The sequence below is a fragment of the Vibrio sp. E150_011 genome (genome assembly GCF_053544015.1).
In genome coordinates this window covers 223,350-248,866 of record NZ_JBHFOL010000005.1, presented here as the reverse complement: position 1 = coordinate 248,866, position 25,517 = coordinate 223,350, and the positions used below count along the sequence as shown (strand labels likewise).

Annotated in this window: 19 protein-coding genes; 8 read left to right on the top strand and 11 right to left on the bottom strand. The window is 44.2% G+C overall.

Annotation, left to right across the window (positions count from 1 at the left end; all coding sequences use genetic code 11):
* Positions 1 to 46 precede the first annotated feature (46 nt).
* The 6 genes from ACE1OE_RS11040 to ACE1OE_RS11015 form a co-directional block, all read right to left on the bottom strand.
* Positions 47 to 1,027 carry a choline ABC transporter substrate-binding protein gene (locus ACE1OE_RS11040; RefSeq protein WP_449211057.1) on the bottom strand — a complete coding sequence of 327 codons (981 nt, stop codon included), beginning with the start codon at positions 1,025 to 1,027 and terminating at the stop codon, positions 47 to 49.
* 252 nt (positions 1,028 to 1,279) lie between these two features.
* Entirely contained in the window at positions 1,280 to 2,974 is a 1,695-nt protein-coding gene (gene betA, locus ACE1OE_RS11035; protein WP_449211056.1) for a choline dehydrogenase, read from the bottom strand.
* 72 nt (positions 2,975 to 3,046) lie between these two features.
* Positions 3,047 to 4,501, bottom strand: a complete 1,455-nt coding sequence (gene betB, locus ACE1OE_RS11030) for a betaine-aldehyde dehydrogenase (RefSeq protein WP_449211055.1) — start codon at positions 4,499 to 4,501, stop codon at positions 3,047 to 3,049.
* 44 nt (positions 4,502 to 4,545) lie between these two features.
* Positions 4,546 to 5,148, bottom strand: a complete 603-nt coding sequence (betI, locus tag ACE1OE_RS11025; protein WP_102469161.1) for a transcriptional regulator BetI — start codon at positions 5,146 to 5,148, stop codon at positions 4,546 to 4,548.
* 388 nt (positions 5,149 to 5,536) lie between these two features.
* Positions 5,537 to 8,626 (bottom strand): efflux RND transporter permease subunit, encoded by a 3,090-nt coding sequence (locus tag ACE1OE_RS11020; protein ID WP_449211054.1) that lies wholly within the window; start codon positions 8,624 to 8,626, stop codon positions 5,537 to 5,539.
* An 8-nt stretch (positions 8,627 to 8,634) separates the two neighbouring features.
* Positions 8,635 to 9,720, bottom strand: coding sequence for an efflux RND transporter periplasmic adaptor subunit (locus tag ACE1OE_RS11015; protein ID WP_449211053.1), 1,086 nt, complete (start codon positions 9,718 to 9,720; stop codon positions 8,635 to 8,637).
* Between the two features lie 69 nt (positions 9,721 to 9,789).
* Between ACE1OE_RS11015 and ACE1OE_RS11010 the strand changes: the two genes are divergently transcribed.
* The 3 genes from ACE1OE_RS11010 (at position 9,790) to ACE1OE_RS11000 (ending at position 12,434) form a co-directional block, all read left to right on the top strand.
* Positions 9,790 to 10,476 (top strand): TetR/AcrR family transcriptional regulator, encoded by a 687-nt coding sequence (locus ACE1OE_RS11010; RefSeq protein ID WP_372062638.1) that lies wholly within the window; start codon positions 9,790 to 9,792, stop codon positions 10,474 to 10,476.
* 393 nt (positions 10,477 to 10,869) lie between these two features.
* Complete coding sequence (locus ACE1OE_RS11005) at positions 10,870 to 11,076, top strand: hypothetical protein (RefSeq protein ID WP_133148225.1); 207 nt, start codon at positions 10,870 to 10,872, stop codon at positions 11,074 to 11,076.
* A gap of 431 nt (positions 11,077 to 11,507) precedes the next feature.
* Positions 11,508 to 12,434 (top strand): ketopantoate reductase family protein, encoded by a 927-nt coding sequence (locus ACE1OE_RS11000; protein WP_449211052.1) that lies wholly within the window; start codon positions 11,508 to 11,510, stop codon positions 12,432 to 12,434.
* Between the two features lie 113 nt (positions 12,435 to 12,547).
* Here ACE1OE_RS11000 and ACE1OE_RS10995 read toward each other — a convergent pair whose 3' ends face one another.
* On the bottom strand, positions 12,548 to 14,338 hold the full coding sequence (locus ACE1OE_RS10995) for a pseudouridine synthase (RefSeq protein ID WP_449211051.1): 1,791 nt from the start codon (positions 14,336 to 14,338) through the stop codon (positions 12,548 to 12,550).
* Between the two features lie 403 nt (positions 14,339 to 14,741).
* On the opposite strand from ACE1OE_RS10995, the gene ACE1OE_RS10990 reads away from it, so the two are divergent.
* The 3 genes from ACE1OE_RS10990 (at position 14,742) to ACE1OE_RS10980 (ending at position 19,945) form a co-directional block, all read left to right on the top strand.
* Positions 14,742 to 15,911: a hypothetical protein gene (locus ACE1OE_RS10990; protein WP_449211050.1), complete on the top strand. Its 1,170-nt coding sequence runs from the start codon at positions 14,742 to 14,744 to the stop codon at positions 15,909 to 15,911.
* A 349-nt stretch (positions 15,912 to 16,260) separates the two neighbouring features.
* Positions 16,261 to 17,883: a hypothetical protein gene (locus tag ACE1OE_RS10985; RefSeq protein WP_102277835.1), complete on the top strand. Its 1,623-nt coding sequence runs from the start codon at positions 16,261 to 16,263 to the stop codon at positions 17,881 to 17,883.
* A 1,339-nt stretch (positions 17,884 to 19,222) separates the two neighbouring features.
* The gene (locus tag ACE1OE_RS10980) at positions 19,223 to 19,945 is read left to right on the top strand and encodes an SDR family NAD(P)-dependent oxidoreductase (protein ID WP_449211049.1); all 723 of its coding nucleotides are present in this window, start codon (positions 19,223 to 19,225) and stop codon (positions 19,943 to 19,945) included.
* A gap of 154 nt (positions 19,946 to 20,099) precedes the next feature.
* Here the strand turns inward: ACE1OE_RS10980 and ACE1OE_RS10975 are convergent, their stop codons facing one another.
* From ACE1OE_RS10975 to gloA, 3 genes are all read right to left on the bottom strand, one after another.
* Positions 20,100 to 20,498, bottom strand: coding sequence for a VF530 family protein (locus ACE1OE_RS10975; protein WP_102469170.1), 399 nt, complete (start codon positions 20,496 to 20,498; stop codon positions 20,100 to 20,102).
* A 338-nt stretch (positions 20,499 to 20,836) separates the two neighbouring features.
* Positions 20,837 to 21,934: an alkene reductase gene (locus tag ACE1OE_RS10970; RefSeq protein WP_449211048.1), complete on the bottom strand. Its 1,098-nt coding sequence runs from the start codon at positions 21,932 to 21,934 to the stop codon at positions 20,837 to 20,839.
* Between the two features lie 15 nt (positions 21,935 to 21,949).
* Positions 21,950 to 22,333, bottom strand: coding sequence for a lactoylglutathione lyase (gene gloA, locus ACE1OE_RS10965; protein ID WP_372062648.1), 384 nt, complete (start codon positions 22,331 to 22,333; stop codon positions 21,950 to 21,952).
* A gap of 369 nt (positions 22,334 to 22,702) precedes the next feature.
* Between gloA and ACE1OE_RS10960 the strand changes: the two genes are divergently transcribed.
* Both ACE1OE_RS10960 and arsB read left to right on the top strand, forming a co-directional pair.
* A complete protein-coding gene (locus tag ACE1OE_RS10960; protein ID WP_102469173.1) occupies positions 22,703 to 23,044 on the top strand; it encodes an ArsR/SmtB family transcription factor in 342 nt (113 codons plus the stop codon).
* Positions 23,045 to 23,131: 87 nt separating this feature from the next.
* A complete protein-coding gene (arsB, locus tag ACE1OE_RS10955) occupies positions 23,132 to 24,190 on the top strand; it encodes an ACR3 family arsenite efflux transporter (RefSeq protein WP_102469174.1) in 1,059 nt (352 codons plus the stop codon).
* Positions 24,191 to 24,346: 156 nt separating this feature from the next.
* Here arsB and ACE1OE_RS10950 read toward each other — a convergent pair whose 3' ends face one another.
* Complete coding sequence (locus tag ACE1OE_RS10950; protein WP_449211047.1) at positions 24,347 to 25,468, bottom strand: phosphoserine transaminase; 1,122 nt, start codon at positions 25,466 to 25,468, stop codon at positions 24,347 to 24,349.
* Between the last annotated feature and the right edge of the window lie 49 nt (positions 25,469 to 25,517).

Genomic DNA, 25,517 nt, shown 5'->3' with positions numbered 1-25,517 from the left:
TCGTTCAACCAGAACAGACACCAGCAGAGCAAAGTCAGTGCGTGGTTTAGATCTCTAAATACGATTTAACAGCCTCGGCTGCGTTGCTGCCATCACGAGCCGTCACTTTATTCAGCCACTTTGTTAGCACGTCAGGATTCGCTTTGAGCCATGCTTTGGCCGCTGCATCTGGCTTAGTGTTATCGTTAAGTATGTTGCCCATCAGTTGGTTTTCCATTTCCAAACTAAAGCTAAGGTTTTGCAGTAACTGCCCCACATTCGAACAAGTACTTAGGTAATCTTTACGAACGTTGGTGTAAACGCTCGCACCACCATAATTTGGTCCAAAGTAGTCATCCCCCCCATCCAGATAAACCATGTCAAAATTACTGTTCATTGGGTGAGGCGCCCAACCAAGGAAGGCGATCCATTGTTCACGCTTAACCGCGCGCTTAACTTGCGACATCATGCCCGCTTCACTGGACTCAACAAGATTGAAGTCTTTGAGGTCGAATGCATTGTTATCGATCATGTCTTGGATCAGACGGTTACCGTCATTACCGGGTTCAATCCCGTAGATACGACCACGAAACCTATCGTCAAATTTGGCTAGGTCAGCAAAGCTTGTCACACCTGCGTCGTAGACATATTTAGGTACCGCAAGCGTGTATTTCGCGCCTTCTAAATTCGCGCGCACGGTTTCCACCGAACCATCTTGGTGGTATTTGGCAATATCGGCTTCCATCGTTGGCATCCAGTTACCCAGAAAGACATCGATGTCTTTGTTTGCCATTGATGAATAGGTCACAGGCACTGAAAGCAGTTGCGTGGAGGTCTTATAGCCGAGTCCCTGTAATACTTGCGTTGTGACAGCGGTTGTCGCAGTGATATCGGTCCAACCGACATCTGAAAAGCGAACAGTGTCGCACTGGTTCGCGTACACAGAGGACGCAGATAAACTCAGTAATAGTGCACTGCTGCCTAGCAATGTATGTCGAATGGTGGTGCGTTTACTCGCGTGAGGCTTATTCGTGTTGTTCGTCATCATGACTTTCCTTTTCCCTTTGTATTGTGCGACTAATATTGTGTGGCGGTCGTCGATTACTTCCGCCTTTTTTGGGTTGTCGCAACCCGTAGGACAAGCGTTAACCTGTCCTATGAAATATTCTCTTGAGTTTGTCTTTCTCTTCACTTAACTGTCGCTCAGTTCACCGAGTCTCTGTGAATAGAGAATCGGTTATTTGGACGTGCGTTATGGGTTCGCTACTTAACTGAGGCTTTTATTGTTCGCTGGGTTTTGTCAGGGGAATGTTGCTCTTTCTGCCCTACCTTGGCGCTGCTCTGTATCCCAACTGGGCGCAATCCATACCGGCGCGTCTGTCGGGGTAAGAGGCGATTGATTTAATATAACGTCCGCCATTTTCTCAGCTACCATGATCGTTGGCGCGTTTAAGTTACCATTGGGAATGGTTGGGAAGACCGAAGAATCGACCACACGCAACGCGTTGATACCTCTCACTTGGCAATCCTGATTTAACACCGCCATTGGATCAGTATCCGCGCCCATTTTGCAGCTGCATGAGGGATGATAAGCACTTTCGACATTTTGGCGGACCCACGCATCAATCGCATCGTTACTGGTGATATCACTGCCCGGCTGGATCTCTTCACCACGATAGCTATCCATGGCAGGTTGCGCCAAAATTTCACGGGTCAAGCGGATACAATCTCGCCAATCTTGTTTGTCTTGCTCAGTGCTGATGTAGTTAAATTCGATATTCGGCTTTTGATAAGGATCGTTTGACGTCAACCATATGCGACCCCGACTCTGGGGTTTGTTTGGCCCAACATGCACCTGAAAACCGTGGCCTGCAAATGCGGCTTGCCCATCGTATCGCATCGCAGCTGGCAAAAAATGATACTGCAGATTCGGCCATTTTAGCCCCGCTCGCGAGCGAATAAAGGCGCAAGATTCAAAGTGATTCGTCGCACCTAACCCATCTTTAAGTAAAACCCAACGCGTGCCAATTAATCCCTTGCTAACCAAGCCAAGTTTACTGTTCAACGTGATAGGTTGATGACACGCATATTGGAAATAGATCTCTAGATGATCTTGTAGATTTTCGCCCACACCTGGCAAGTCGACGTTAACCTCAATGCCGGCGTTTTCTAATACGGCTTTAGGTCCGATACCTGACAGCTGCAGCAATTGTACCGAGCCCACTGAACCGGCGGATAGCACCACTTCTTTATTCACATAAACCGACTGCGTTTGACCGTTACTATCAAACTCAACCCCTATCGCGCGCTTGTTTTCAATAATAACGCGGCGTGTTACCACACCTGTTTTCACCGTAACATTGCTTCGTTTCTTAGCACGACGAAGGTATGCATTTGACGTCGATGCCCGAACACCTTTATCCACCGTCATATGCATTGGCCCAAACCCTTCTTGTTGATAGCCATTATAATCAACAGTTTTGGGGTAGCCTGCTTGCTGGCCAGCATCGATAAACGCATGATAAAGCGGATTCAGTGTCATGTTATTACCGTTACAAGTCGCAACAGGGCCATCACCGCCACGATAGGTGTCTTCACCGCCCGCCCAAGACTCCGCTCGACGAAAATAAGGCAAACAATCTTGGTAACTCCATCCCGCTGCGCCCTGCTCTACCCATTCATCGTAGTCACAAGCATGGCCACGAACATACACCATGCCGTTAATGGAGGAACTGCCGCCTAGCACGCGGCCACGAGGGCAATGCAGCTGACGATCATCAAGACCTGACTCGGGCAGAGTTTCAAACTGCCACGCGTACTTTTCGCTATTCATCGGGTAAGACAGCGCCGTGGGCATCTGGATAAAAATGCTTTTGTCACTGCCGCCCGCCTCGAGTAGTAACACGGAGTAATCGCCCGACGCACTTAATCTATCAGCCAATACACAACCTGCTGACCCTGCGCCAACAACGATGTAGTCGTACTTTGTGTTCATTTCATTTTCCTTTGAATCCATTCACAAGACTGCCTTACCTTATTGTCGTGCACCATAATGAGCACCGTTCAATTACTCATAAGGACACTCAAGATCGCCAAGTTCAATCATGACACTCTTATTTTGGGTATAATGATTCAGTGTTTCTAAGCCGTTCTCTCGCCCAATACCTGATTGTTTATAACCGCCAACGGGCATTTCGGCAGGCGAGCCACCCCAAGTATTTACCCAACAAATCCCCGCTTCGATCTGGGCTATCACTCGGTGAGCGCGAGACAAGTTCTGCGTAAACAAACCGGCTGCCAGCCCATACTGAGTATCATTGGCGCGACGAATGACCTCGTCTTCGTCAGAAAAGCGCAGCACAGACATAACCGGACCAAAAATTTCGTCTTTGACTTGTGGCATCTCATCCGTACAGTCGGCAAAAATAGTCGGCTGAACAAAGTAGCCCTTATCGAGCCCATTGTTCACTTCACGTTGGCCACCACAAATGAGGCGTGCGCCTGACGCTTTGCCCGCTTCAATAAAGCCCATGACTTTTTCTAAATGGTCAGCTGAGATCAACGCCCCTACCTGGGTCGACATATCAGACGGATCGCCAACAACCAACTTGCTTGTACGCCGTGTTAGTTGCTCGATAAATGCGTCATAGATACTGTCATGAACGAAAACGCGTGTACCGTTAGTACACACTTCTCCTTGTGTATAGAAGTTTGCCATCATCGCGGCAGATACCGCGTTATTTAACTCAGCATCATCAAACACAATGAGTGGTGATTTACCACCCAACTCCATCGTGACCTCTTTTAGCGTGCCGGCTGCGTCAGCCATGACTTTTTTGCCAGTGCCTGACTCGCCTGTAAACGACACCTTCGCTATATGAGGGTGACGAGAAAGCATTTGTCCAACGCGGTAATCCCCTTGAACCACATTGAAAACGCCATCGGGCACACCGGCTTCTGTATAAATTTCTGCCAGTTTCAATACCGACAACGGGGTTTCTTCTGACGGCTTAAACACCATCGCATTACCTGCGGCTAGAGCAGGCGCCGATTTCCACATGGCGATTTGAATCGGATAGTTCCACGCTCCAATGCCCGCACACACCCCTAATGGCTCGCGTCGAGTATAGAAAAACTGACCATGACCTAAGTCTTGCTGCTGACCTTGTATTGTTGCGGCAAGTCCAGCGTAGTACTCAACCACATTCGCGCCCGTTACAATGTCCACCTCAATGGCTTCTTGAATCGGCTTACCCGTGTCTTGAACTTCGAGCAGTGCCAATTCATCATTGCGCTCCCGCAACAAGGCAACGGCTCGCATCAAAATACGTCCGCGTTCTATACCACTCATTGCCGACCACACTTTGAATCCTTTTTGTGCTGATTCAACCGCTCGGTCAACATCGTTCATACTCGCCTGATCGACTTCAGCGATCCTTTCACCATTGGCTGGGTTTAGCGTAAAAAAGGTTTCGTTTGATGAGGAGTTAACGGCTTGGCCGTGGATGTAGAGAGACTTCATTGTTGTCAACGTCCTTGATATTGGGTCGTGCATAATAGGGTCACTTACTTCGATGACGCCGAAGTAGATGGAAGCTGTTTATCGAGGTAATCTGCGATAATGAGCTGTGCTTTTTGGGCGCAAATCCCGTCGGGATTCAATGCGCCTCTTAACCAGATCCCGTCAATTAATGCGGCAATGCCTTGCGCGACAAACTTTGCTTGCGCTTCAGGTAACACCTGTTTTAGTTCGCGACGAAGGTGTGACAATAATCGGCGCTCATTTACGCGCTGTAATCGATATAAATCTTTGTCGTGCATCGACTGAGCCCAGAATGCCAGCCATGTTTTGGTGACTTTACTCTCGACCTGATAGCCATCGAAATTTGCCGCCACAATGGCTTTAACTCGTGCAGTGACGTCTTGCCCTTCAACAGCACGAAGGTGCTTAATCGACGTAGCCGATAGCTGACGCAATACCGAACGCATGGTTTCTTCAAGCAAACCATGCTTTCCGCCAAAATAATGGTTAATAATCCCAGCGGACACCCCTGCTTTTCGACTGATTAGGGCAACACTCGCGCCCGACAATCCAACCTCATCAATCACCGCCATGGTCGCCTCTACTAGTTGTGGGCGACGAATCTCTGGCATTCCTACCTTTGGCATACTTGTTACTCAAATGTTTTTTAATTGAACGTTCAATTAAAAATAAAATTACATTTATTCAATCCAATGTCAAAGATCCATCATCAACAATAATACTTCCCAACAAAAATCATCGTCGAGAAACACTAACTAAGCCACTGTTTATATTGTAAATATAATTAAATATTGCGATGGTGAGGTATTTTCATTAAATAATCATTAGCACGTTTTTTTCGTGTCAAGCTTTGTATTGAGGAAGTGTTGTTACCACGATGAAAGTGCGTTGCGGTAAACAGAGCAAGATAATTCTATCGAATGGAATCAAGAGCAGAGCAAAGGCGTGGCATAGAAAAAGCCATCAATAAACAACTTAATGATGGCTTTTTAAACTCAGAAATAAATACTGGACTTAACGGTTGCTTACCGCTGCGATGCGTACTGGCATTTTAGTCACCAACATAAACATTGGTGGAACAAAATAGAACGACAAAATTGTCGTCAACGCGGTACCACCAGCAATCGCCACAGCAAACGGAGGCCAAAATCCACCACCGGCTAATATCAGTGGCATAAAGCCACCGATGGTCGTGATGGTCGTAGATGTGATGTGTCGAGTACAACTCATCACGGCTTCTAAAACAGCGTCTTGATCACCCTCACTGGCTTTTTTGCTTGCTCTCAGTTCTGCCAAAATAACAATAGCAGCATTGATCGCTAGACCAATTACACCGAGCATCGCAATGATCACGGTAAAACCAAATGGATAGCCAAATACCCATACCGACAAGATGCCCAGTCCTGCCGCTAAGCCAGCCACTGCGAAGATGATCCCACTTAACCGGAATGAATTAAACGACAACACCACCACTAAAATCATCAATACCACGACAACCGATATATTACCGACTAATTTGGCAACAGACTCATCACGCTCTGCCGCTTCTCCCCCAAACTCCACACGATAGCCGGCGGGGAACGAATAGCTTTCTAACGCTTCTTTAAACTCATCGAGTACCATTTGCGGGAGTACATCAGCGTCTATATAGCCTTCAATCGTATTCACACGAATACCATTTCGACGAGTAATACTGCCCGTGCTTGGGGATAACTCTAATGTAGACAAGTCAAGAACCGACACCCCAACGTTATTACCACTCGAGTTTGAAGCTGATGCTGGAAAACGTAGGTTATTCAAATCGTTATAACTTTCACGTTCTTCATCGCGCACACGAACTCTTACTGGAATCGACTCTGTGCCCTCAATAATGCTACCACTCTCTCGGCCCACTAAGGTTGACTGCAATAAACCCGAAAATTGATTGAGGTTCATTCCGTTCATTTGTATCGCTTCCTCATCGACGTCAACGACAAATTGCGGAATGCCCGAAGACAAACTTTCACGAGTATGCGTCACCGATGGAATTTTTGACAAAATCAGGCGTACATCTTCACCGATCGTTTTCAGTGTATCTAGGTTATGACCGTAGACTCGTAATTCGATAGGCGCATTAAATGGAGGGCCTTGTTCCAATTTTCTAACCAAAATCTGAGCTTGAGGAAAGCGTTCGTCCAACTGCGATTGCAGTTGTGGGATCAAACGATTCGCTTCTTCAAAATCCGTGGTTTTCACCATCGCTTGCGAGAAGTAAGGGGCTTTTTGCTGAGCAGCAACGAGGTTGTAGTAAAATGATGGGAATGAAGCACCAATCAACCACTGCACTTGCTCAACGGCGGCATCTTCAAGGATAAACTGATGAATCTGCTCCGTCGTCGCTTTTGTGGCATAAATGCTCGCTTGTGGTGGCATATAGACTTGGATCTCGAACATATCACGGTCAGATGCAGGGAAAAACTGCTCAGTCAGTTGCGACATACTCCAATAGCCAGTTAACGGTAGCACTAATGCAAGACCAATCGCCAGTAGAGGGTGACGAATCGCAAGTGCCACAGATTTTGCAAACCATACACTCATCGCGGGAATGCGAATTCCCGTTTGATACCAACTACCAGATGATTGTTGACTAGGTAAATAAGCACATGACAACGCCGCGATGACCGTATGCGAAATAACATAGGACCCAACCAGCGAGAAAGACACCGTTAACGCAATAGCACCAACAAACTCCCCTGTCGCACCTTGCATTAAAAAGATGGGCGCGAAGGCAAATACCGTCGTCAAGGTTGAGCCAAGCAATGGAACCCAAAGGTGCTGAATAGCCACCATGGCTGATTCCAGTTTTTGCATCCCCTTTAACCGGTAGCTTTGGATGGTATCCACCATCACAACGGCATTATCCACCATAATTCCAAGCGCCACGATGAAACCCGTCAAGGACATTTGGTTAATTGGAATGGCAAAGTATTTCATTAAAGACAAGGTCAACAGCATGGTCAATGGCAATGCCAAGGCGATAATGATGGCAGCACGAATTCCTAGCGTGAACAGCAGTACAAATAACACCAAGCAAAAACCAATCAGCAAGCTATCGCCCAGTTCTAGCAAGCGCTGCTCGGTGTAACCTTGCTGGCTATACACCACATTTAATTTAATATTACTGGGTAATTCAAGACGGAAATCATCCACTAATTTCATCGCCGCAGGCGTCCATTTATCCACACGCAATGTTGATTGCATCCGAGCACCCACAATGACACCAGGTTTACCATCCACCAAGGCTAATTCATCATAGGGCGCTTTAGCGGCTCGTTGTACACTGGCCACATCGCCCACACGCACCGTGTGGCCGTTTTTATCGATTGAGATTGGCACGTTTCTTACACGTTCAATGGAGTCTAAATTAGAAGACAGCTCCAAGCCAAAACGCGTCGATGAGTTGAGTAGTTCACCTGCAGAATTTTTCGCATCAGCGCCCTCTAACGCCGCCGCAATTTGCTGCGCAGACAAGCCTAACGTAGCGGTGTCGTTAATATCAAAATTAACCACAATTTCTTCATCAGGTAGCCCGTATTGGTCAACAAACTCGGTACCAGGTAATGTCCTTAAACGTGTCGCGAGTTCTTTGCCATAACGGCCTAACTTCAATAAATCGGCTTCACCCTCACCTTGGCAACCAAGCGATAAAATGGTGGTAAATGCATAAGTATGATCGCTATCTAATTCGGGTGAAAGTGCATCAATGGGTAGATCCCGTTCGACGTCGGAAAGTTTGTCACGAATTTTTGACCAAATGGGCTCAGGGTCAGTAATCTCATCTTGTAATTCAACACCAATAACGGCGATGCCAAGACGGGAGGTCGATGTGATCAAGTTAATCTCATTGACTTGACGGAGCTTGTTTTCAATGACCTCAGTGACTAACGATTCGACTCGCACTGCACTCGCACCAGGAAATACGGTTGTGATGGTCGCGTTGCGATTAGAAATAATCGGGTCTTCTGCACGAGGTAACGTATTAAAGGCAGACAAACCACTCACAATTAAGAACGCGATAACCAGCACCATAAGGCGCGTATTTGAAAGTATCGATGCGTATTTCATCCTACCTCCTACTTCGCGATTAGCACAGACTGACCGGGCACGACTTTGTGCAACCCTGTCGTAACAACATGATCGCCATTATTGAGTTCACCCTTCACATATACCGATTTGTTATTGGCAAATAAAACGCTGATCACTTGGCGTTCTACTCTGTTTTCGCCTTCGACCGAATTGAGAGAATAGATATTCCAAGTACCTCTAATACCGTCGATCAACGCCGTAGTTGGAAGCCAGAAGCCTTTCTCAGGGTAGTGTTTTTCAAACGTAAGGTAAGCTAACTCGCCATCTAACACCGCATTATTGTCTTCCAATAAAAAACGTAAACCTATGCTTCGCGAACTTGCGTCAATATTGGATGCTTTGGAGATTAAGTGCGCGGTATATTCTTGGTTTCTTACGCGAATAACATAGTCATGTTGAGCTTGGATATCGTCCAAATCTTGGCTATTCACGCCAATGATGGCTTCTTTTCCTGAGGTAGAGAGAAGAGAAAAAGTGGATGACCCGACCGCGACAACATCGCCCAAAGAAACAAATCGCTTGCTAATAATGCCGTCATACGGGGCGCGAATGGTCGATTTTTGTAATTTTAGCCGATTGGTTTCTACGGCTGATTGGATGCGTAATAGGTTGGCTGCCAATGCCTCTTTTTGACTGATTAACGTATCTATTTCTGAATCAGAGCTGAAGCCTTTTTTCTTCAACGCAAACTGACGCTTTAAGTTGGCTTGAGTTAGCTTTTGCTGGGCTTTCACCTCATCAAGCTGGGCTTGCAGTTCTTTCAACTCAGAAGCAAGCAACTTAGTATCAAGGGTCACCAACTCTTGGCCTTTCGTGACCGTTTGACCGACGTCGACTCGAATGTCAGACACCTTACCTGATAATTCAAAGCCGAGATTTGCTCGTTGAGTGGAGTGGATGGTCCCAACATATTCACGAGCAACCGAATAGCTGTCGTGTTCTATCACTGGCTGAGTTTGCACCGTCAGCAAAGTATGCGGATGTTCTTTAACTTTATCTGCTTCCGAACACGCCGATAAAAAAAGCGTCGCAGAAAACGCGAAGCATAAAGCATAAAGTTTTTGATACTGCATAGAACATCCTTCTCCATCAATTTTTGAAACGCTTTGTTTACAATCAAACTGGGCAGTCCAGTTTCATTTATGCATATTAGACACGAACAAGACTGGACTGTCCAGTTTGATATTGATATTCTTGCAGCCCGAACAAAGTATAGGTTAGAGTCAGCCATGAGCAGTGCCAGTGAACTAAAGCGCCAAAGAATCCTCGAAGCCGCGACGACATTGTTTGGTGAACACGGCTACGCGGCGAATATGGAGAGCATCGCTAAGTTAGCTGATGTATCTAAGCAAACGGTTTACTCTCACTTTAAAACGAAAGACATATTGTTTGAAATTTGCATGGAAACCAAATGCTTAGAATTTCAAGCTGATGAAGGTATGTTAGATTTGACTAAACCTATGGACGAGGCATTATTACAATTTGCTCAGGGCTTACAAGAAACTCTGTTGAACCCTGGGGCGATTCATACCTTCCGCAATGCAGTCAGTAATATTGATAATCACCCAGAATTTGCAGCTACCTACTTACGATTTGGTCCTCAGCAATCGACAGACGTGCTGGGCGACTACTTACAGAACAAACACAACACCGGCGAGATAAAACTGGATATCTCGGCTCAAGAAAGCGCAGCTCAATTACTCCTTATGTTTCATGGCAAACCGGTGTACTGGAAATATCTAGGTGAAGACCTCAAACAAACCAAAACGGAACGTGATACCTACCTAAAAAGCTGCATCTCAATGTTTCTGTCTTTTACTCGCAATTAAACCCCTGATTTAAAAGATATTACATTGGCGAATTCATCCCTGCTAAATGTTAAGTGACTCTCACGCTTTTGTTGAACTCATTTTTATAAATGATAGCGGCGGCTTAGCGACGTTTATTTATCTTGTGCGCTGATGTAATTTAATTCGAACTATATGAACGTTAAGGCATACACAGGCGAGATAAGTCAGTAGCAGTGATACTGATGAGCGGCAGCCTGACGTTATCGAAGAGCGTAAATAATGAGGAATGATTATTTATATAGGTAGTTCGTACATAAAACATTCATATACCTCCGTTATTCTCACGGTTAAAGGAGCTTTAATAAGCTTAGTGCGAGAGAGTCATAGCGAAACTGGCGATCTCCCCCACTTTTAGATTAACTAGAGAGAAAAATGATGCAAATTACCCACATGATTGAAGTAAAACGGTACATGGAGCACCAATATTCAGTGCCTGCAGCTTACATTGATAACCTAAAATCAGCACCACTGAAAGGGTTTCCTAACCAATATGCGGTTTTTGTAGAAGCATTCAATAAAGAGTGGAACTTCTTGATTGATACCAGCACATCGAATATCAACATTACAGAAATCACTTAGTGTGCTTATGCCGCAGTGACTAAACGCAAACCCTCTCTGCGTTTCTAAACTTTGGTCAAAGCTACCGATATGGTTAACTTAAGCTTTCCCAGTTAGCTTACGGTCAAAGCTATAAAAAAGGGCTGAGTGACAAGATCACCCCAAAACGAGAGCGCCATCCTCATCAATTACTTCCTTACCGGTATTCCCTGATTTGGTGCGCATTGCACTAACTCTACGACCCTTCGACTGCCTGCCGTACATCCAAAAGCTAACTTACCTTAGCTATAAAAATTTAAAAATCAGCCCTTTAACTTCGGACAAGCAGACTACGACGGCGATAGGCCGTCACCTCGATAACAGATACAAACCTAACGTATTCGCTCATTGAGACAGCCACTGTCTTTGGTACAAAAAATGCTTCATTACAGAAAAACACGAGAGGATTGGGCATGAAGATAGCCATTATTGGAGCAGGAGCCATGGGTTGCCTATATGGCGCTTATCTGAGTAGGTATCATGACATCTGTATGGTTGATATCGATAGACAACAAATAGACGCTATCGAAAAATCTGGAATAAAAATTGACCATACCGACCATGAAACAATGACGTTCCCCAATGTGAGAGGCGTGATGTCAGGACAGTGCTGTGACGCATTTGATATCGTGCTCCTGTTTGTAAAATCGATGTATACCGAGCAAGCTCTTCAACAAAACAAAGCTTTATTTCGGCCTGATACCATTGTGCTGTCATTGCAAAATGGCGCAGGAAACGATAAAAAGCTAGAGCAGTACGTGACCAAGGAAAACATCATCATTGGTACCAGTTGCCACAATGCGGTTAACCTTGGTCATGGGCATGTGCACCATTCCGCCGCAGGGATCACCACCATTGGTAGCAACCACCAAGCCAACGACATACTCAATATTGTCAACAACGCCCTAAGTGATGCCGACATTGAACTCGAGATTTCAAGAGATATTCAACGGATCATATGGAGTAAGTTGTTAGTTAACCTCTCAGTGAATACCTTTACTGCCATCACCCAAACTCCAATTGGTTACATGGTAAAAAACCAGTACGCGTGGGACTTTGCCAAGCGACTGGTTTATGAAGCGATAGAAGTCGCAGAAGCCGACGGTACTTACTTTGACCGTAGAGAAGCACTGAATATGGTGAAATCACTCTGCGAATCCGCTAAGCATGGTTACTCATCGATGTATCAGGACCGACAGAACCAAGTAAAAATGGAGATTGATGCCATCAATGGTGCCATTGTTGAACAAGCAAAGATCTACGGCGTTCCTACTCCGTACAACACCCTCATCGTTGACTTGATCCACGCGATTGAAGGCTCTTACAAGCTCTACGATTGAGGCCTATAAGAGCTTTTCTAGTGTTGTAGCGTATGGCTTTGTTAGTTTGTTTGGCGCAGTTTACCGCCTTGCAAACAATGGGTATGAATGGTGGTTTTATTCACCTCAATCAGTTAAAAGTCAGACGCTACTTCGAATTCCATCGTTTCTCTGGATACCGGGTGAACAAACTTAAGATACCCGGCATGAAGGTGTAACCGATTGTCTTTAAACCCATACAGATCATCTCCAACGATGGGCGTATTAAGCCCAGCTTGATGAGCACAATGTACGCGCAGTTGGTGTGTGCGTCCCGTCTTAGGGAAGAGATGTATTTTGGTACGATGATTTTTGGTACTGACGACCTGATACGTCGTCTCCGCCCCTCTTCCTTGTTCATGACACACCATTTGCCTTGGCCTATCGGTTAAATCGCCACACATTGGTAAAGTAATCACCCCAGATTGTTGTTGTATGACCCCTTCTAGCAAGGCGGTATATCGCTTTTCAACCGAGCGTTCAATAAATTGTTTTTGCACATGCTTATTCGCTTCAGCCGTCAAAGTGAGAACGAGCAACCCTGACGTCGACATATCTAGTCGATGTACAATCAAAGGGCCGGTGGCATTTGGGTATCTTGCCTGCATACGAGCCTGGACAGAATCACTGATGTATTTACCGGACACAGACAAGAATTCGGCGGGTTTGTTCACCACCACTAAGGTGTCATCCTCATAAACAATGTCTAACACTTTGTTATATGAAGGCGTCTGCTCTAACGGACTCGGATCCGTCGAGATCCCCTCAAGCATATGCTCAAGGATTTCAAAACACTTACTTTGGCAAACCGGATATAAGTTCTTATGCTGACGTATTTGCGCATAAGGTGAGGCACCCCACCAAAACTCGCCTAACGCGATTGGCGTGAGCTGTTGCGAGAATGCCGCTTGCAGTAATTTAGGCAAGTTTTGCTCGCTAGAGTTGGCAATGGGTGTTGAGTTCATAACGTGTGTTGAGCTAATAGCAGGTATCGAATTAGTATTAGATGCTGAGCTAGTGGCCCGTACTGAGCCGGAAATAGGTCGTTGCTCTTGATCTTGGCTTTGGCTTTGGCTTTGATAGTTAAAGAGGTCATACAGACTCTTCTCTACCCCCGCTTGATTCAAAAACAAGCAAGATTTCTGTGATTCAATCGTTAATTGCTCATTGAGTTTCGCCCATTGTGTTTCCATATCATCAATGACAGATTGCTCGGCTTTCAATGCATCATTGAGGGTCATTAGCTCAACTTGCCATTGCTGTTTTAGTGCTTTAAGCGCTCTTTTCTCTCGACTACTTTGTGCACCGAGATCGCTGATAAAATCCTGTAATTGCGCCTCATTAATAGACACACCCAGTTTGCTTTCCATATCCCGTCGAGCTTGCTTTCGCGTGGATTTTGCCTTTGCATTACGCTGTTGCAGATCAGCAATCTGCTGCTCAGATTCAAGATGTTTCTCCCTCACCGTATGCTGCAACTGCAAGTAACCTGACGCGTTTTTATGTTGTGCAATCTCGGCCCCAAGTGACGTAACCTCATCATTGAGATCATCGGTTTGGCATAGGTTAGCAATTGCATCAACAAAAAATTCAGGGTGTTTCTCTGGAGTACTTTGGTTAGGTTCATCACAAAACGATGCTAGATAACCGATATCGCCTTGGCTATTTTTCACCACCAGCACCGCGAACATTTTTCCCATTTGGTTAAAGTCATGCGGCCATTCCGTTTGCTTTTCGAGGTAAGCTTGCAACTCGTCCATGGCAATCGTGGCTAAGGGATGCGGTGTGTAGTAATACGGGAAGGTGAATGATGACGGCAATGCGTAGTCACTGATATTCACTGAGAATGGAATAAACTTATTGGTATTGAGATTACTTGAGGTCATCGGCAATTAGCATCATCGGTCATTAACGTCCGCAACAAATAAGCTTTGTTCTGTTGAGTTCGTAAAAATTAAGGCATGAAATTAGAGCGGATGATACCACAAAGAACGCACCAGCTTCGTGTCTATCAGGCTCATGATATCCATGCCTAATCCTCTTGCTAACTATCGGCGGACAATGAAGATTGATCTGTTTTGAGTAATGTCAGCTCAGGAGTGGCGGATTAGGCAACACGCTTCTGTCCCAAAACGAGTTGGTGTCGATAGATATAGGTGTATATTGAAGCCATAATGTCATAACGAAAGCTAATGAGTTCGGCTACAGGAAGTACCCATCCCTCTCTGCGGGATCGTTGAATAACGCAATCCTTTCTTTAATGGACAAGGGTATAGGCAAGGAAGGAAAATGGCTAATATTGATATCACTACAAGTACCACATCAACCCCCTCAAATACTAAGAGCCACAGTGACTTCCTTAGCATTGAAGTTATTGACACCAATAATTATCAAACCACGCAAAATAATTTAAAGCAGCTTTTATCCACCGTGCCTCACACGGACCTTAAAGAGTATGTCTGCAATATGGCACAGTTTAATACAGACAGTGAGCCAAGCTTGTTTATCTCGGTAATGAACTGGGTTTCGATGCAGTGGCAGCATGATGGTATGAATGAGCCAGATAAAGAGCTAAGTTCTTTGGAGATATTGAGAAATGCTCATACAAATGGGCAGCAATATCGATGCGTAGAATATGGCAGAGTAATGACTGACGTCCTTGCTTCATTTGGTCACTCTACAAGGACGGTTGGTTTACAGGCAGTAGACGTTGCGTATGGCGGGTTTGGCAAAGGTCATGTAGTAATAGAAGTGTGGTCGAATGAGCAGAATAAATGGTTGTGCTTTGATCCCCAATTTAGCGTCTACGCAGTAAGAAACGAGGAAATACTAAACGTTTTCGATATTTATTCCTTGAAAAAACAGGGAAAGGAGTCAGAGGTTAATTTTGTTGTAGACCCAGAAATAGCTCGGTTGAATAATATTGAGCGACATGACGTAACCACTAACTATTGGAACTTTATCAGCAAATATCTAGGGTATCATGTAACTAGCTCTACGATTGGCGGTTCAAGCAAGCAGCTATATTTATTAATGGAGGCTAACGAACCAGCCCTTACCTTTCAGGGAATGGGGGGCACGACCAAGCGAGTTTTTACCAAAGAGCCCGCCGTGGCGTATCCTTTGCTCAATCAAACAACGATTTCATTGGTGCCTTTGCCAAGTAAGAGCGGTAGCTTTCAAAGTATCTGCGCTAAGTTCGACATAACCACAGACGAGCAATACCTCAGTAATATGTGGCGATTTGCAGCTGAGGGGGAGATTGCTTTGGAATTTGACAGTTACATGTCCAATATCTCGAATTACCAAGTTAGAAAAAATGAAGGAGCATGGATAGACCTAACCACTAATGAGCATGACTGGAAACTCACTATAGGTAAAAACAGAATTACCGTCAGAGCGAAATCTACAGAAAATGTTTTGGGACCTGAGACATACATAGAGGTGTCTTATAGATAGTGCTATAGCTGATTTTAGTGTTTGCGCACCTGAAGCTAATGCGCACATGGAGCCTTAGTGTCTCTATTCTAATGCGCTTTTTCCAGAGATGTTTCAGCGAGTGTCGTGACTCGCCTTTGCCCCTTTTATCGTTAGTACTTTTACTCATTCACATCCTGTTAATGCGAGTTTGCCCTACGAAAAGTTATCCCTAGCTTTTGTTTGTTATCAAGTCTGTATCACGAGAATTGACCTAGTGACTAGTACGCGAATAACTCTAGCCCTGTATATCAAGAAGCGCAAAGATGAAGTGTTATACATTTGATTTTAAGCTACTATTTGTAACAAACGAGAGTTTCAAGGAGAGGAGATGTATAGAAGTATTAAGTATAATGATAGTGAGTATTATTTAAACTACCTTAACATTTCTGCTCACAACACTAATGAAAATCGTCAACTATGCAGTGGCAGCAAGTTTTTCTCGTATATCAACAATAATTTTGGTATCAAGCGTCTTCCCTATAACTTGAAGTTGATAGACTTAATTTCGAACGATGTTAGTGCTTATGAACTTTGTGTTAATTTGCCTGATAAGTATTTTTTAGACTGGGAGGATTATCCAACGTTAGGAGGGAAACAATGTGTAGACCCACAAACAAAGAATGCTGCATATTACGATGTATTGATAAGAAATTTTCAAGATGAATCACTAACTGATTTTATACACCCTTATGATACTTCTTTGAAAGAGATATTCGTGAATGTGTTTAAAACTGATACCACTTTAAAGCCTGAGTCAAAAGATCATCCTAACGGCCGTTCTTATCGTTCATGTGAATACTACCTTGCGTATTGGCGCTCTTACGTAATATTTGAAACTATTGCTAATTGTATGTTTATAGAGAAGTACCTCGATACGTGCTCAGGTACTCAATACTTCAAAAAAGAATACAATAAAGTCAACGCTCATTGGGTTTCCAAATACGCTCAAACGTTCAAGCGTATTTCTAACTACAGAACTATCAAGACAAGGTTTGTTTTTGATGATGGTAAAATTGGAAGTACATTCTCTGAAATGTCCCTGTTTGTCTTGAACCTAACTCACTCATCTAAAGAGCAACTTATATCTGACATGACTTTATTGTTAGAACTTTTTTCTTTATGGGAAGATAAAAGTAAAGTTCAAGGAATGAATTGCTATGAGTTAGCATTAGAGTTACTTCGAAAAGACATATATTTCTTATTTGAATGGCTAACTTATTTGGGCGAAAACGAACGTGAACTTATAGAAAAATGGTCATATCGTAGTCGTATGAGAGAGCGTCATTCGCAATTGGCAGATGTATTAGATTTTGAAGAGTTGAAGTTTAAAGAAATTTTTTCTCGATATACCCCAGTTTATTTGTCATCAATAGATAAGTTGCTGGATAAGCAAGATTTAAGCTCTTGGTATAACGAACTAGAGCTACTCCCTGGTTTCTATCCGTGGATTCGAAGTTTTCATGATCTGCATGATACACTTAACTCGAAAAGCAATGTACATCTTGTTCAGCCGCGAATTCTTGACAATTTGCTAGTCTTGACAATAAGAACAGAGATCTTAATAAAAAGCATATTGCTCAACAAGTACGCAGAATCCGAAGATGATTTAAAGAAAGCCATTACGTTACTAGCCACGCATGTATCAGATACAAAATCAAAGGCAGTATATGAAGCTGTTATAGGGAAAGATTGTTGGTCTCTTACTAGCTTGAGACATACACCTGACGATATTTTCCATAAAATTGATTCAATCTCAATAGGCAAAAAATGGTCTAAGGAACAACGGTACTTTCTCACTCAAACACTCAAGTTCATCGCTTCTAGGAACTACTTTGCACATCATTCTTATAAAGATGGTGATATGAATGACCAAAGTAGCACTCAAAGTAGAACCGTATTGATTTCATGCTTGCACACAGTGCTTCATGTATATGCAAGTACGAAAGCATAAAAAGTTCCACTCTGTAGTGGCTGGGTGAATTTGGTCACCCGATTAGAAGTTTAGCAATAGCTAAAGTAATCCGTGAAAAGCTAATTTAGCAAAATGACTGACTCATTTCTGTCCACAAACGAGTCAGCCCTGTCTTGGTCTGCGCAGAATAAATTCTGGCATGTTACTGCTCCCACAAATAAAACTAACCGTCATCCCCTTGAAAAAGGGGATCTCATTCAGCGCGTTGCGAACTCGATGTACTTAACTTAATCGAATTTTTCAATTGTCTACGCGCTTTGTGAGATCCTCACTTTCGTGAGGATGACGAATGTTGTTAGTTGGAGGAAAAGGAAACTAAACGGTTTATGTCCAAGAATATGCCCGTTCGGTTTTCATGAACGCAGAATAAATTCCGACATGTTACTCCCCGACAAATAAAACTAACCGTCATCCCCTTGAAAAAGGGGATCTCATTCAGCGCGTTGCGAACTCGATATACTTAACCTAATCGAATTTTTTCAATTGTCTATGCGCTTTGTGAGATCCTCACTTTCGTGAGGATGACGAATGTTGTTAGTTGGAGAAAAAGGAAACTAAACCGTTTATGTCCAAGAATATGCCCGTTCGATTTTCATGAACGCTGAATAAATTCTGACATGTTACTCCCCGACAAATAAAACTAACCGTCATCCCCTTGAAAAAGGGGATCTCACTCAGCGCGTTGCGAACTCGATGTACTTAACCTAATCGAATTTTTTCAATTGTCTATGCGCTTTGTGAGATCCTCACTTTCGTGAGGATGACGAATGTTGTCAGTTGGAGAAAAAGGAAACTAAACCGTTCATGTCCAAGAATATGCCCGTTCGGTTTTCATGAACGCAGAATAAATTCCGACATGTTACTGCCCGACAAATAAAACTAACCGTCATCCCCTTGAAAAAGGGGATCTCATTCAGCGCGTAGCGAACTCGATTTACTTAACTTAATCGAATTTTTCAATTGTCTACGCGCTTTGTGAGATCCTCACTTTCGTGAGGATGGCGAATGTTGTTAGTTGGAGGAAAAAGGAAACTAAACTAATCAAGCTCTATTGGTCTTCGACACTAACGTAGCTAAACCATTTCTAGCGCAGCTGAACCATCGATTGGGTTCAGCTGCATTTTGGCACCTTTGAGCTTCCATGCGGATTCATTAACCGTTTTAACGCTGCACTTGGTTAATCAATCACGTTTTTATTCTCATCGATAATAAGAATATTTGCCACTTAACGAACAAAAGTACGTAGGAAGCAGAGACGTTATCGACAGTGAGTAAATTTTGTTTCGTCAAAACGACAGGCATTAAACAGGAGACAAGGATGAACATCCTCATTATTGGTGGTTCCGGTGGCATTGGATTGGCGTTAGTTGAACACTTTATTGCAACGAATAAAACGGCAACGGTTCATGCGACATACTGCCACCATTCGCCTCAACTGACGTCGCCAGAGGTCATATCGCCCAAACTCATGTGGCATTCACTTGATGTGACTTCAGAAAAAGATGTTCAAGCGCTGGCGGGAGCCATCCCAAACGTTGACATGGTCATCAACGCCGTTGGCTTTTTGCATCAACAAGGACACATGCCCGAGAAATCAATCGCCCAATTTGATCCTGATTTTTTCCAAAAAAATATACAACTTAATACCACCTCTACCCTGTTATTGGCAAAGCACTTTGCCACTCGGCTTCGAACAAGCACGCCCACTTACTTTGTCGCTCTGTCAGCTCGTATTGGTAGTATTGAGGATAACCAGTTGGGGGGATGGGTCAGTTACCGCTGCTCTAAGGCGGCGTTAAATATGGCGATTAAGACGATCAGCATTGAGTGGCAATATAAACACCCCAACTGCTGTGTCCTTTCCTTTCATCCCGGAACCACTGATACAGCGTTGTCGACGCCTTTTCAGCGAAATGTTCCAAAGGCCAAACTCTTTACAACAAGTTATGTGGCGACGCAGTTAGTGACATTACTCGATACCCTATCGCCGGCGGACACGGGAAAATTTTTCAGCTTTGATGGCAGTGAAATACCGTGGTGAAGATACGCCAGGGTTGTCTACGCCACCCATTCTTTTGAGTAGCAAATATTCAGGCCTACCAGTTAGACCAGGTGCTTTCCTTGCACCTAAATCATCCCAATCTATAGGAGGCACTTAGCGGGCCCTAAAGACGGTTGGACGCTATACCAAGAGATTAACGTCCTCTGTGGCGTCCACCAGAAGTCCGCGCTTTATAAGTTGAAGCGGCTTTGGCTTGAGATGCATGAATCGATTCAACCGTTAGATTCATCGGCTCTTTAGGTTCGATACCGTTAGCAAACGTACGCATACGAGGTGGGATATCGTACTCGTCTTCTCTCGGTTTCGGCATGCGCTTAAAACGAGAAAGGTAAAAAATCTCCACTTTCTCACGAGCCCATTCTGTTTTTTTCAAATATTTTACGCTACTTGCGATCGATGGATTGGTGTGAAAACAGTTCATGCGCATCGCAGCGTCTAAAATGCTCCATCCATAATGGTCAACAAGCTCAGTCACCATCTCCTCAAGTTTGAGGCCGTGAAGAGGGTTATTTTTCTGTTCGTCTAATGACATGAGAGTCCTACAGTACAAGAGTGATATCACGCGTAGTATACGACGTTAAACGGCTCCTTGATAAAAAAAATTACTTGTTGGTGTAAATCACCGGTTTTAAACACGATTATTTCCTCGGGCATGCTGCTTCGCTGATGATTAATATCGCTTCATAACTGCAAGAATTTATGCGTAATGAAGCATATTACATTCGCATTAAGACATGTTAAATCGATTGGCTGTGTGGCTCAGTAGACGGACGAAAAAAAACACGCTAAAGAGCGTGTTTTTTTCGATTTAATCTAAATAGTCTATCACTACATCGATTCATGACGAGTCATAGTCTATGTCGAAAATGGTTACGCACGATACTCAGCGTAATCCGTCAATCCTTTCTCATTGCCACCAAACAAGGTGTTGTGATCATGCTCAGCAAGCGGATAGTTATTTTTAATACGAGCAGGCAGATCTGGATTCGCTACAAATGGTCGTCCAAAGCCCACGAGATCAGTCATGCCATCAGTCACGGCTTGCTCTGCTTTTTCTGCGTTGTAACGCCCAGCATAAATCAACACGCCTTTAAACGCATCACGGACCGCTTGCTTAAACGCCACAGGTGTTCCTGGTGCATCATCCCAATCCACTTCTGCGATATGAAGATAAACGATGTTGAGTTCGTTCAACATTTTAGCCGCAGCCGTGTACGTCTCAACTGGATTAGCATCAACGGTACCGTTGAGTGACGTAAACGGGGCAAGACGAACACCAACTCGATCTGCGCCAATCGCATCGCTCATAGCTTCAACCACTTCACGCATGAATCGCAATCTGTTTTCCACTGAACCGCCGTATTCATCGGTGCGGCTATTGGCTTCTGAGTCAATAAACTGGTTGATCAAGTATCCGTTTGCAGCATGCAGTTCAATACCATCAAAACCCGCTTCAATCGCATTCACTGCCGCTTGGCGATATTGGCCGATCACTTCTAGAATGTCAGATTTTGTCATTGCACGTGGTTCAACAACATCAACAAACCCTGGGGCTTGCGTACCATTATCAATGAAGACTTTTACGTTTTCAGCCTTAAGTGCTGATGATGAAATAGGCTGCGCGCCACCAATGTTATCAGGATGAGTCACACGACCAACATGCCATAGCTGAGCGAAAATAACCCCGCCTTTGTCATGTACTGCATCGGTGACTTTTTTCCAGCCAGCAATCTGTTCAGGTGAATAAATACCTGGTGTCCATGCATAGCCTTGGCCTAATGGGTGAATTTGAGTGCCTTCTGCAACAATCAAACCTGCTGACGCGCGCTGCGCATAGTATTCAGCCATCATTTCATTGGCAACATTACCCGGTTGCGTCGCACGAGAACGTGTCATCGGAGGCATGACAATACGGTTCTTAAGCGTTAGAGCGCCCAGCTGTACTGATTGGAATAAAGAGTTGTTCATAATGAATACCTTAAATTAATTAACTTGAATTAGTTCGATTTGATACCCATCTGGGTCGGTGACGAAAGCAATATGTGTTGAGCCGCCTTTCACCGGTCCCGGCTCACGTGTGACTCGCCCACCTAGCTGTGTGATATTTTCGCATACCGCGTAAATGTCTTCCGCACCGAGGGCGATATGCCCGAATGCGTTGCCCATCTCATAGCTATCTGTATCCCAATTAAACGTCAATTCAATCGTGGTGCTGTTAGGCTGATCAGGGTAACCCACAAACACTAAGGTATAACGATAATCGTTATTGTCTGTTCTATCGAGGACAGACATACCCAGTACTTGAGTATAAAACTCAATGGAGGTTTCTAGGTCGGCAACACGTAACATAGTGTGTAAAAATTTCATTTAAATCACCCTCTCGTGGACTCATTCGCAGCAAGAGCGTGTGGCACAGTTCTGCGCTTTACTCTCTTAATTGCTCACATCATAACGTGGTGCTCGTTTTTGTGAAATTATCATTAGTTTTTATTTTAATAATTTTTTGTTATGCACTAGTCATACATGCACCAAAGTTAACCTGACGCGACGCGCATTAAAATAGAGAAATTTAAATAGAACAAATCGCGAACGCCACGATTTCAACAAAAATAAGACCTTACATCGTTATTTAACGATGAATAATCCCAGCTGCTATTTTGAACACAAAAACAGGTGTTGACCCGCTAATTATTTAGGCCTATCATTCAATCGTCTTTTAACGATTAGAGTGTTTCTATGACCTCGACTTGCCAGCCTAGTCTGCAAACTGATTTCACGCCCTCTCCTGAAAGGGAAAAGGACGAACACACGTTTGCCGCGATGTGCAAAGCACTATCACATCCCGCTAGGATTCGAATCATTAGCATACTGTCACTACTGGAAAAGTCTGGTGGGTGTCTAAATAGTGACCTGGTGTCACAACTTGGGCTGGCTCAATCGACGGTATCGGAACATTTACGCATATTACGACTTGCTGGGTTTATAACAGCAGAGCCGATTCCCCCTAAAATGTGTTACCGCATTAATCGAGAATCCTTTGCCCTCTATGAGTCGATGAGCCAAGACATTTTAAACTAATACCGCTGTCCCTAGTGCAATCGTTACTTATTATTTATTACAATCAATTAAATCGTTATTCGACGATTAACGATATCGGAACGTATCATGAAACCAAAAATGAGTTTTTTAGATAGATACCTTACCTTGTGGATTTTTTCTGCGATGGCAATAGGCGTCTTACTCGGCATTCTATTCCCTCAAATTGAACAGTGGAATGAAGCGGTTACTGTTGGAAGTACCAATATCCCTTTGGCTATCGGCCTTATTCTTATGATGTATCCGCCACTGGCAAAAGTTGACTACCGCTTACTTGGCGCCACGGTGAAAGACAAGAAAGCCATTACACTGTCACTTATTATGAACTGGATCGTCGGACCTATTTTGATGTTCGTGTTGGCCCTTGTCTTCTTGGGTGATCATCCTGGTTACATGGTCGGTATCATTTTGATTGGTTTGGCTCGCTGTGTTGCCATGGTATTGGTGTGGAATGATATCGGTGGCGGTAACAAAGAGTACGGCGCTGCGTTAGTCGCGTTAAACAGTGCATTCCAAATTGTCAGCTACAGTTTTATGGCTTGGTTGTTCATCAGTGTGCTGCCGCCGGTCTTTGGCTACGAAGGAATGATCGTCGACATCTCCATGCTTGATATTGCCCACAGCGTACTCATTTACCTTGGCATCCCATTTTTAGCGGGCTTTTTAAGCCGTAAGATCTTAGTATCGAAGAAAGGTGAGCATTGGTACAACACGGTATTTATCCCGAAAATATCACCGATTACGCTTATCGCGTTACTGGCCACCATCGTGCTAATGTTTAGCCTAAAAGGTGAAATGATTGTCGAAGTACCGATGGATGTCGTACTTATCGCGATTCCACTTACCATTTATTTCGTATCGATGTTTTTCATTAGCTTCTTTATTGGTAAAAGGATGGGCATTCCATACGACAAGAATGCCTCCATCGCGTTTACGGCAACAGGCAACAATTTTGAATTGGCTATTGCCGTATCAATCGCCGTATTTGGAATCAGCTCAGACCAAGCATTTGCAGGCGTAATAGGGCCACTTATCGAAGTGCCGGTGTTGATCTATTTAGTGAATGTAGCCTTAAAAATGAAGGTAAATTACGATAAGAAAAAATCACCCGTCCTAACAAGTAAGTAAACCCTGTTCATTGGTAGTTTGATAATGAGATCCAATTTAAGCTAAACATCAAACAACTCAAATACGGTTCTATTTGATTAGACGCAAAAGAGGCCAATCTACTGATTGGCCTCTTTTAATGATAGTCACCTATCCCTATCAACCCACTTATTTAAGCTAGCTATCTTGAGTCACTTGTTGGTAAGCCCAATCTAACCAAGGTAGCAAAGCTTCTAAATCCGCAGACTCAACGGTGGCACCTGCCCAAATTCTTAGCCCAGCGGGTGCATCTTTATAAGCACCAACGTCGTAAGCTGCGCCTTCAGCATCCAATAAACTTATCAGAGCTTTTGTCTGCGCCTCACTGGCATCAATGGTAAAACAAACACTGGTATTAGAACGCTGGGATGATTCCTTTGCCAAGAAATGAATCCAAGGCCGCGTCTCAACAAAGTTCGCTAGTACGGTAAGGTTTGCTTGTGATTTCTCAATCGTGGCTTCGACACCGCCTATTTTGGCGACCCACTCTAATGCATCCAGATAGTCAGCAACACAAAGCATTGACGGTGTATTAATGGTGGCACCGTTAAATAAACCCTCAATTAATTTCCCACCCTGCGTCATCCTGAAAATTTTTGGTAGCGGCCATGAAGGCTGATATGACTCAAGTCTTTGTACCGCGTTAGGGCTCAATACAATGACACCGTGAGCGCCCTCGCCTCCAAGCACTTTTTGCCAACTAAACGTGGTGACATCTAATTTGTCCCAAGGCATGTCCATCGCAAATACAGCGGAAGTCGCATCACATATGGTTAGCCCTGTGCGAGTGTCGCAGATCCAATCACCATTAGGGACTTTTACGCCAGAGGTCGTGCCATTCCAAGTAAACAACACATCGTTTTCAGCCTTAGCTTGCGATAGATCTGGGAGCAAGCCATAGTCGGCGGAGTATGAATTAACGTCCGTTAGCTTAAGCTGTTTTACAATATCATTGAGCCAACCTGACCCAAACGATTCCCAATGAAAGACATCGACTGGCCTTTGACCTAACATCGACCACATCACCATTTCCATCGCCCCCGTATCGGAAGCTGGGACAATTCCTACTCGATAATCATCAGGGATACCAAGGACAGATTTGGTTTTCTGGATGGATTTGGCAAGCGCCTGCTTGCCAACTGAGGAGCGATGCGAGCGCCCTAACGTTGCTAAGTTAAGCTGAGTAATATCATAGCCAGGTCGTTTAGCACATGGTCCTGAAGAAAAATTAGGGTTATTAGGTAAAACTTGCGGTTTCATAAGCCTCCCTGCTTGTGAATAAATCCTGATGAGCATGGCAATCTAGTAC

Excerpts from the sequence above, each read along its gene's own strand:
- ACE1OE_RS11040 (WP_449211057.1), bottom strand. The coding sequence starts at position 1,027 with ATGATGACGAACAACACGAATAAGCCTCACGCGAGTAAACGCACCACC.
- betA (WP_449211056.1), bottom strand. The coding sequence starts at position 2,974 with ATGAACACAAAGTACGACTACATCGTTGTTGGCGCAGGGTCAGCAGGT.
- betB (WP_449211055.1), bottom strand. The coding sequence starts at position 4,501 with ATGAAGTCTCTCTACATCCACGGCCAAGCCGTTAACTCCTCATCAAAC.
- betI (WP_102469161.1), bottom strand. The coding sequence starts at position 5,148 with ATGCCAAAGGTAGGAATGCCAGAGATTCGTCGCCCACAACTAGTAGAG.
- ACE1OE_RS11020 (WP_449211054.1), bottom strand. The coding sequence starts at position 8,626 with ATGAAATACGCATCGATACTTTCAAATACGCGCCTTATGGTGCTGGTT.
- ACE1OE_RS11015 (WP_449211053.1), bottom strand. The coding sequence starts at position 9,720 with ATGCAGTATCAAAAACTTTATGCTTTATGCTTCGCGTTTTCTGCGACG.
- ACE1OE_RS11010 (WP_372062638.1), top strand. The coding sequence starts at position 9,790 with ATGCATATTAGACACGAACAAGACTGGACTGTCCAGTTTGATATTGAT.
- ACE1OE_RS11005 (WP_133148225.1), top strand. The coding sequence starts at position 10,870 with ATGATGCAAATTACCCACATGATTGAAGTAAAACGGTACATGGAGCAC.
- ACE1OE_RS11000 (WP_449211052.1), top strand. The coding sequence starts at position 11,508 with ATGAAGATAGCCATTATTGGAGCAGGAGCCATGGGTTGCCTATATGGC.
- ACE1OE_RS10995 (WP_449211051.1), bottom strand. The coding sequence starts at position 14,338 with ATGACCTCAAGTAATCTCAATACCAATAAGTTTATTCCATTCTCAGTG.
- ACE1OE_RS10990 (WP_449211050.1), top strand. The coding sequence starts at position 14,742 with ATGGCTAATATTGATATCACTACAAGTACCACATCAACCCCCTCAAAT.
- ACE1OE_RS10985 (WP_102277835.1), top strand. The coding sequence starts at position 16,261 with ATGTATAGAAGTATTAAGTATAATGATAGTGAGTATTATTTAAACTAC.
- ACE1OE_RS10980 (WP_449211049.1), top strand. The coding sequence starts at position 19,223 with ATGAACATCCTCATTATTGGTGGTTCCGGTGGCATTGGATTGGCGTTA.
- ACE1OE_RS10975 (WP_102469170.1), bottom strand. The coding sequence starts at position 20,498 with ATGTCATTAGACGAACAGAAAAATAACCCTCTTCACGGCCTCAAACTT.
- ACE1OE_RS10970 (WP_449211048.1), bottom strand. The coding sequence starts at position 21,934 with ATGAACAACTCTTTATTCCAATCAGTACAGCTGGGCGCTCTAACGCTT.
- gloA (WP_372062648.1), bottom strand. The coding sequence starts at position 22,333 with ATGAAATTTTTACACACTATGTTACGTGTTGCCGACCTAGAAACCTCC.
- ACE1OE_RS10960 (WP_102469173.1), top strand. The coding sequence starts at position 22,703 with ATGACCTCGACTTGCCAGCCTAGTCTGCAAACTGATTTCACGCCCTCT.
- arsB (WP_102469174.1), top strand. The coding sequence starts at position 23,132 with ATGAAACCAAAAATGAGTTTTTTAGATAGATACCTTACCTTGTGGATT.
- ACE1OE_RS10950 (WP_449211047.1), bottom strand. The coding sequence starts at position 25,468 with ATGAAACCGCAAGTTTTACCTAATAACCCTAATTTTTCTTCAGGACCA.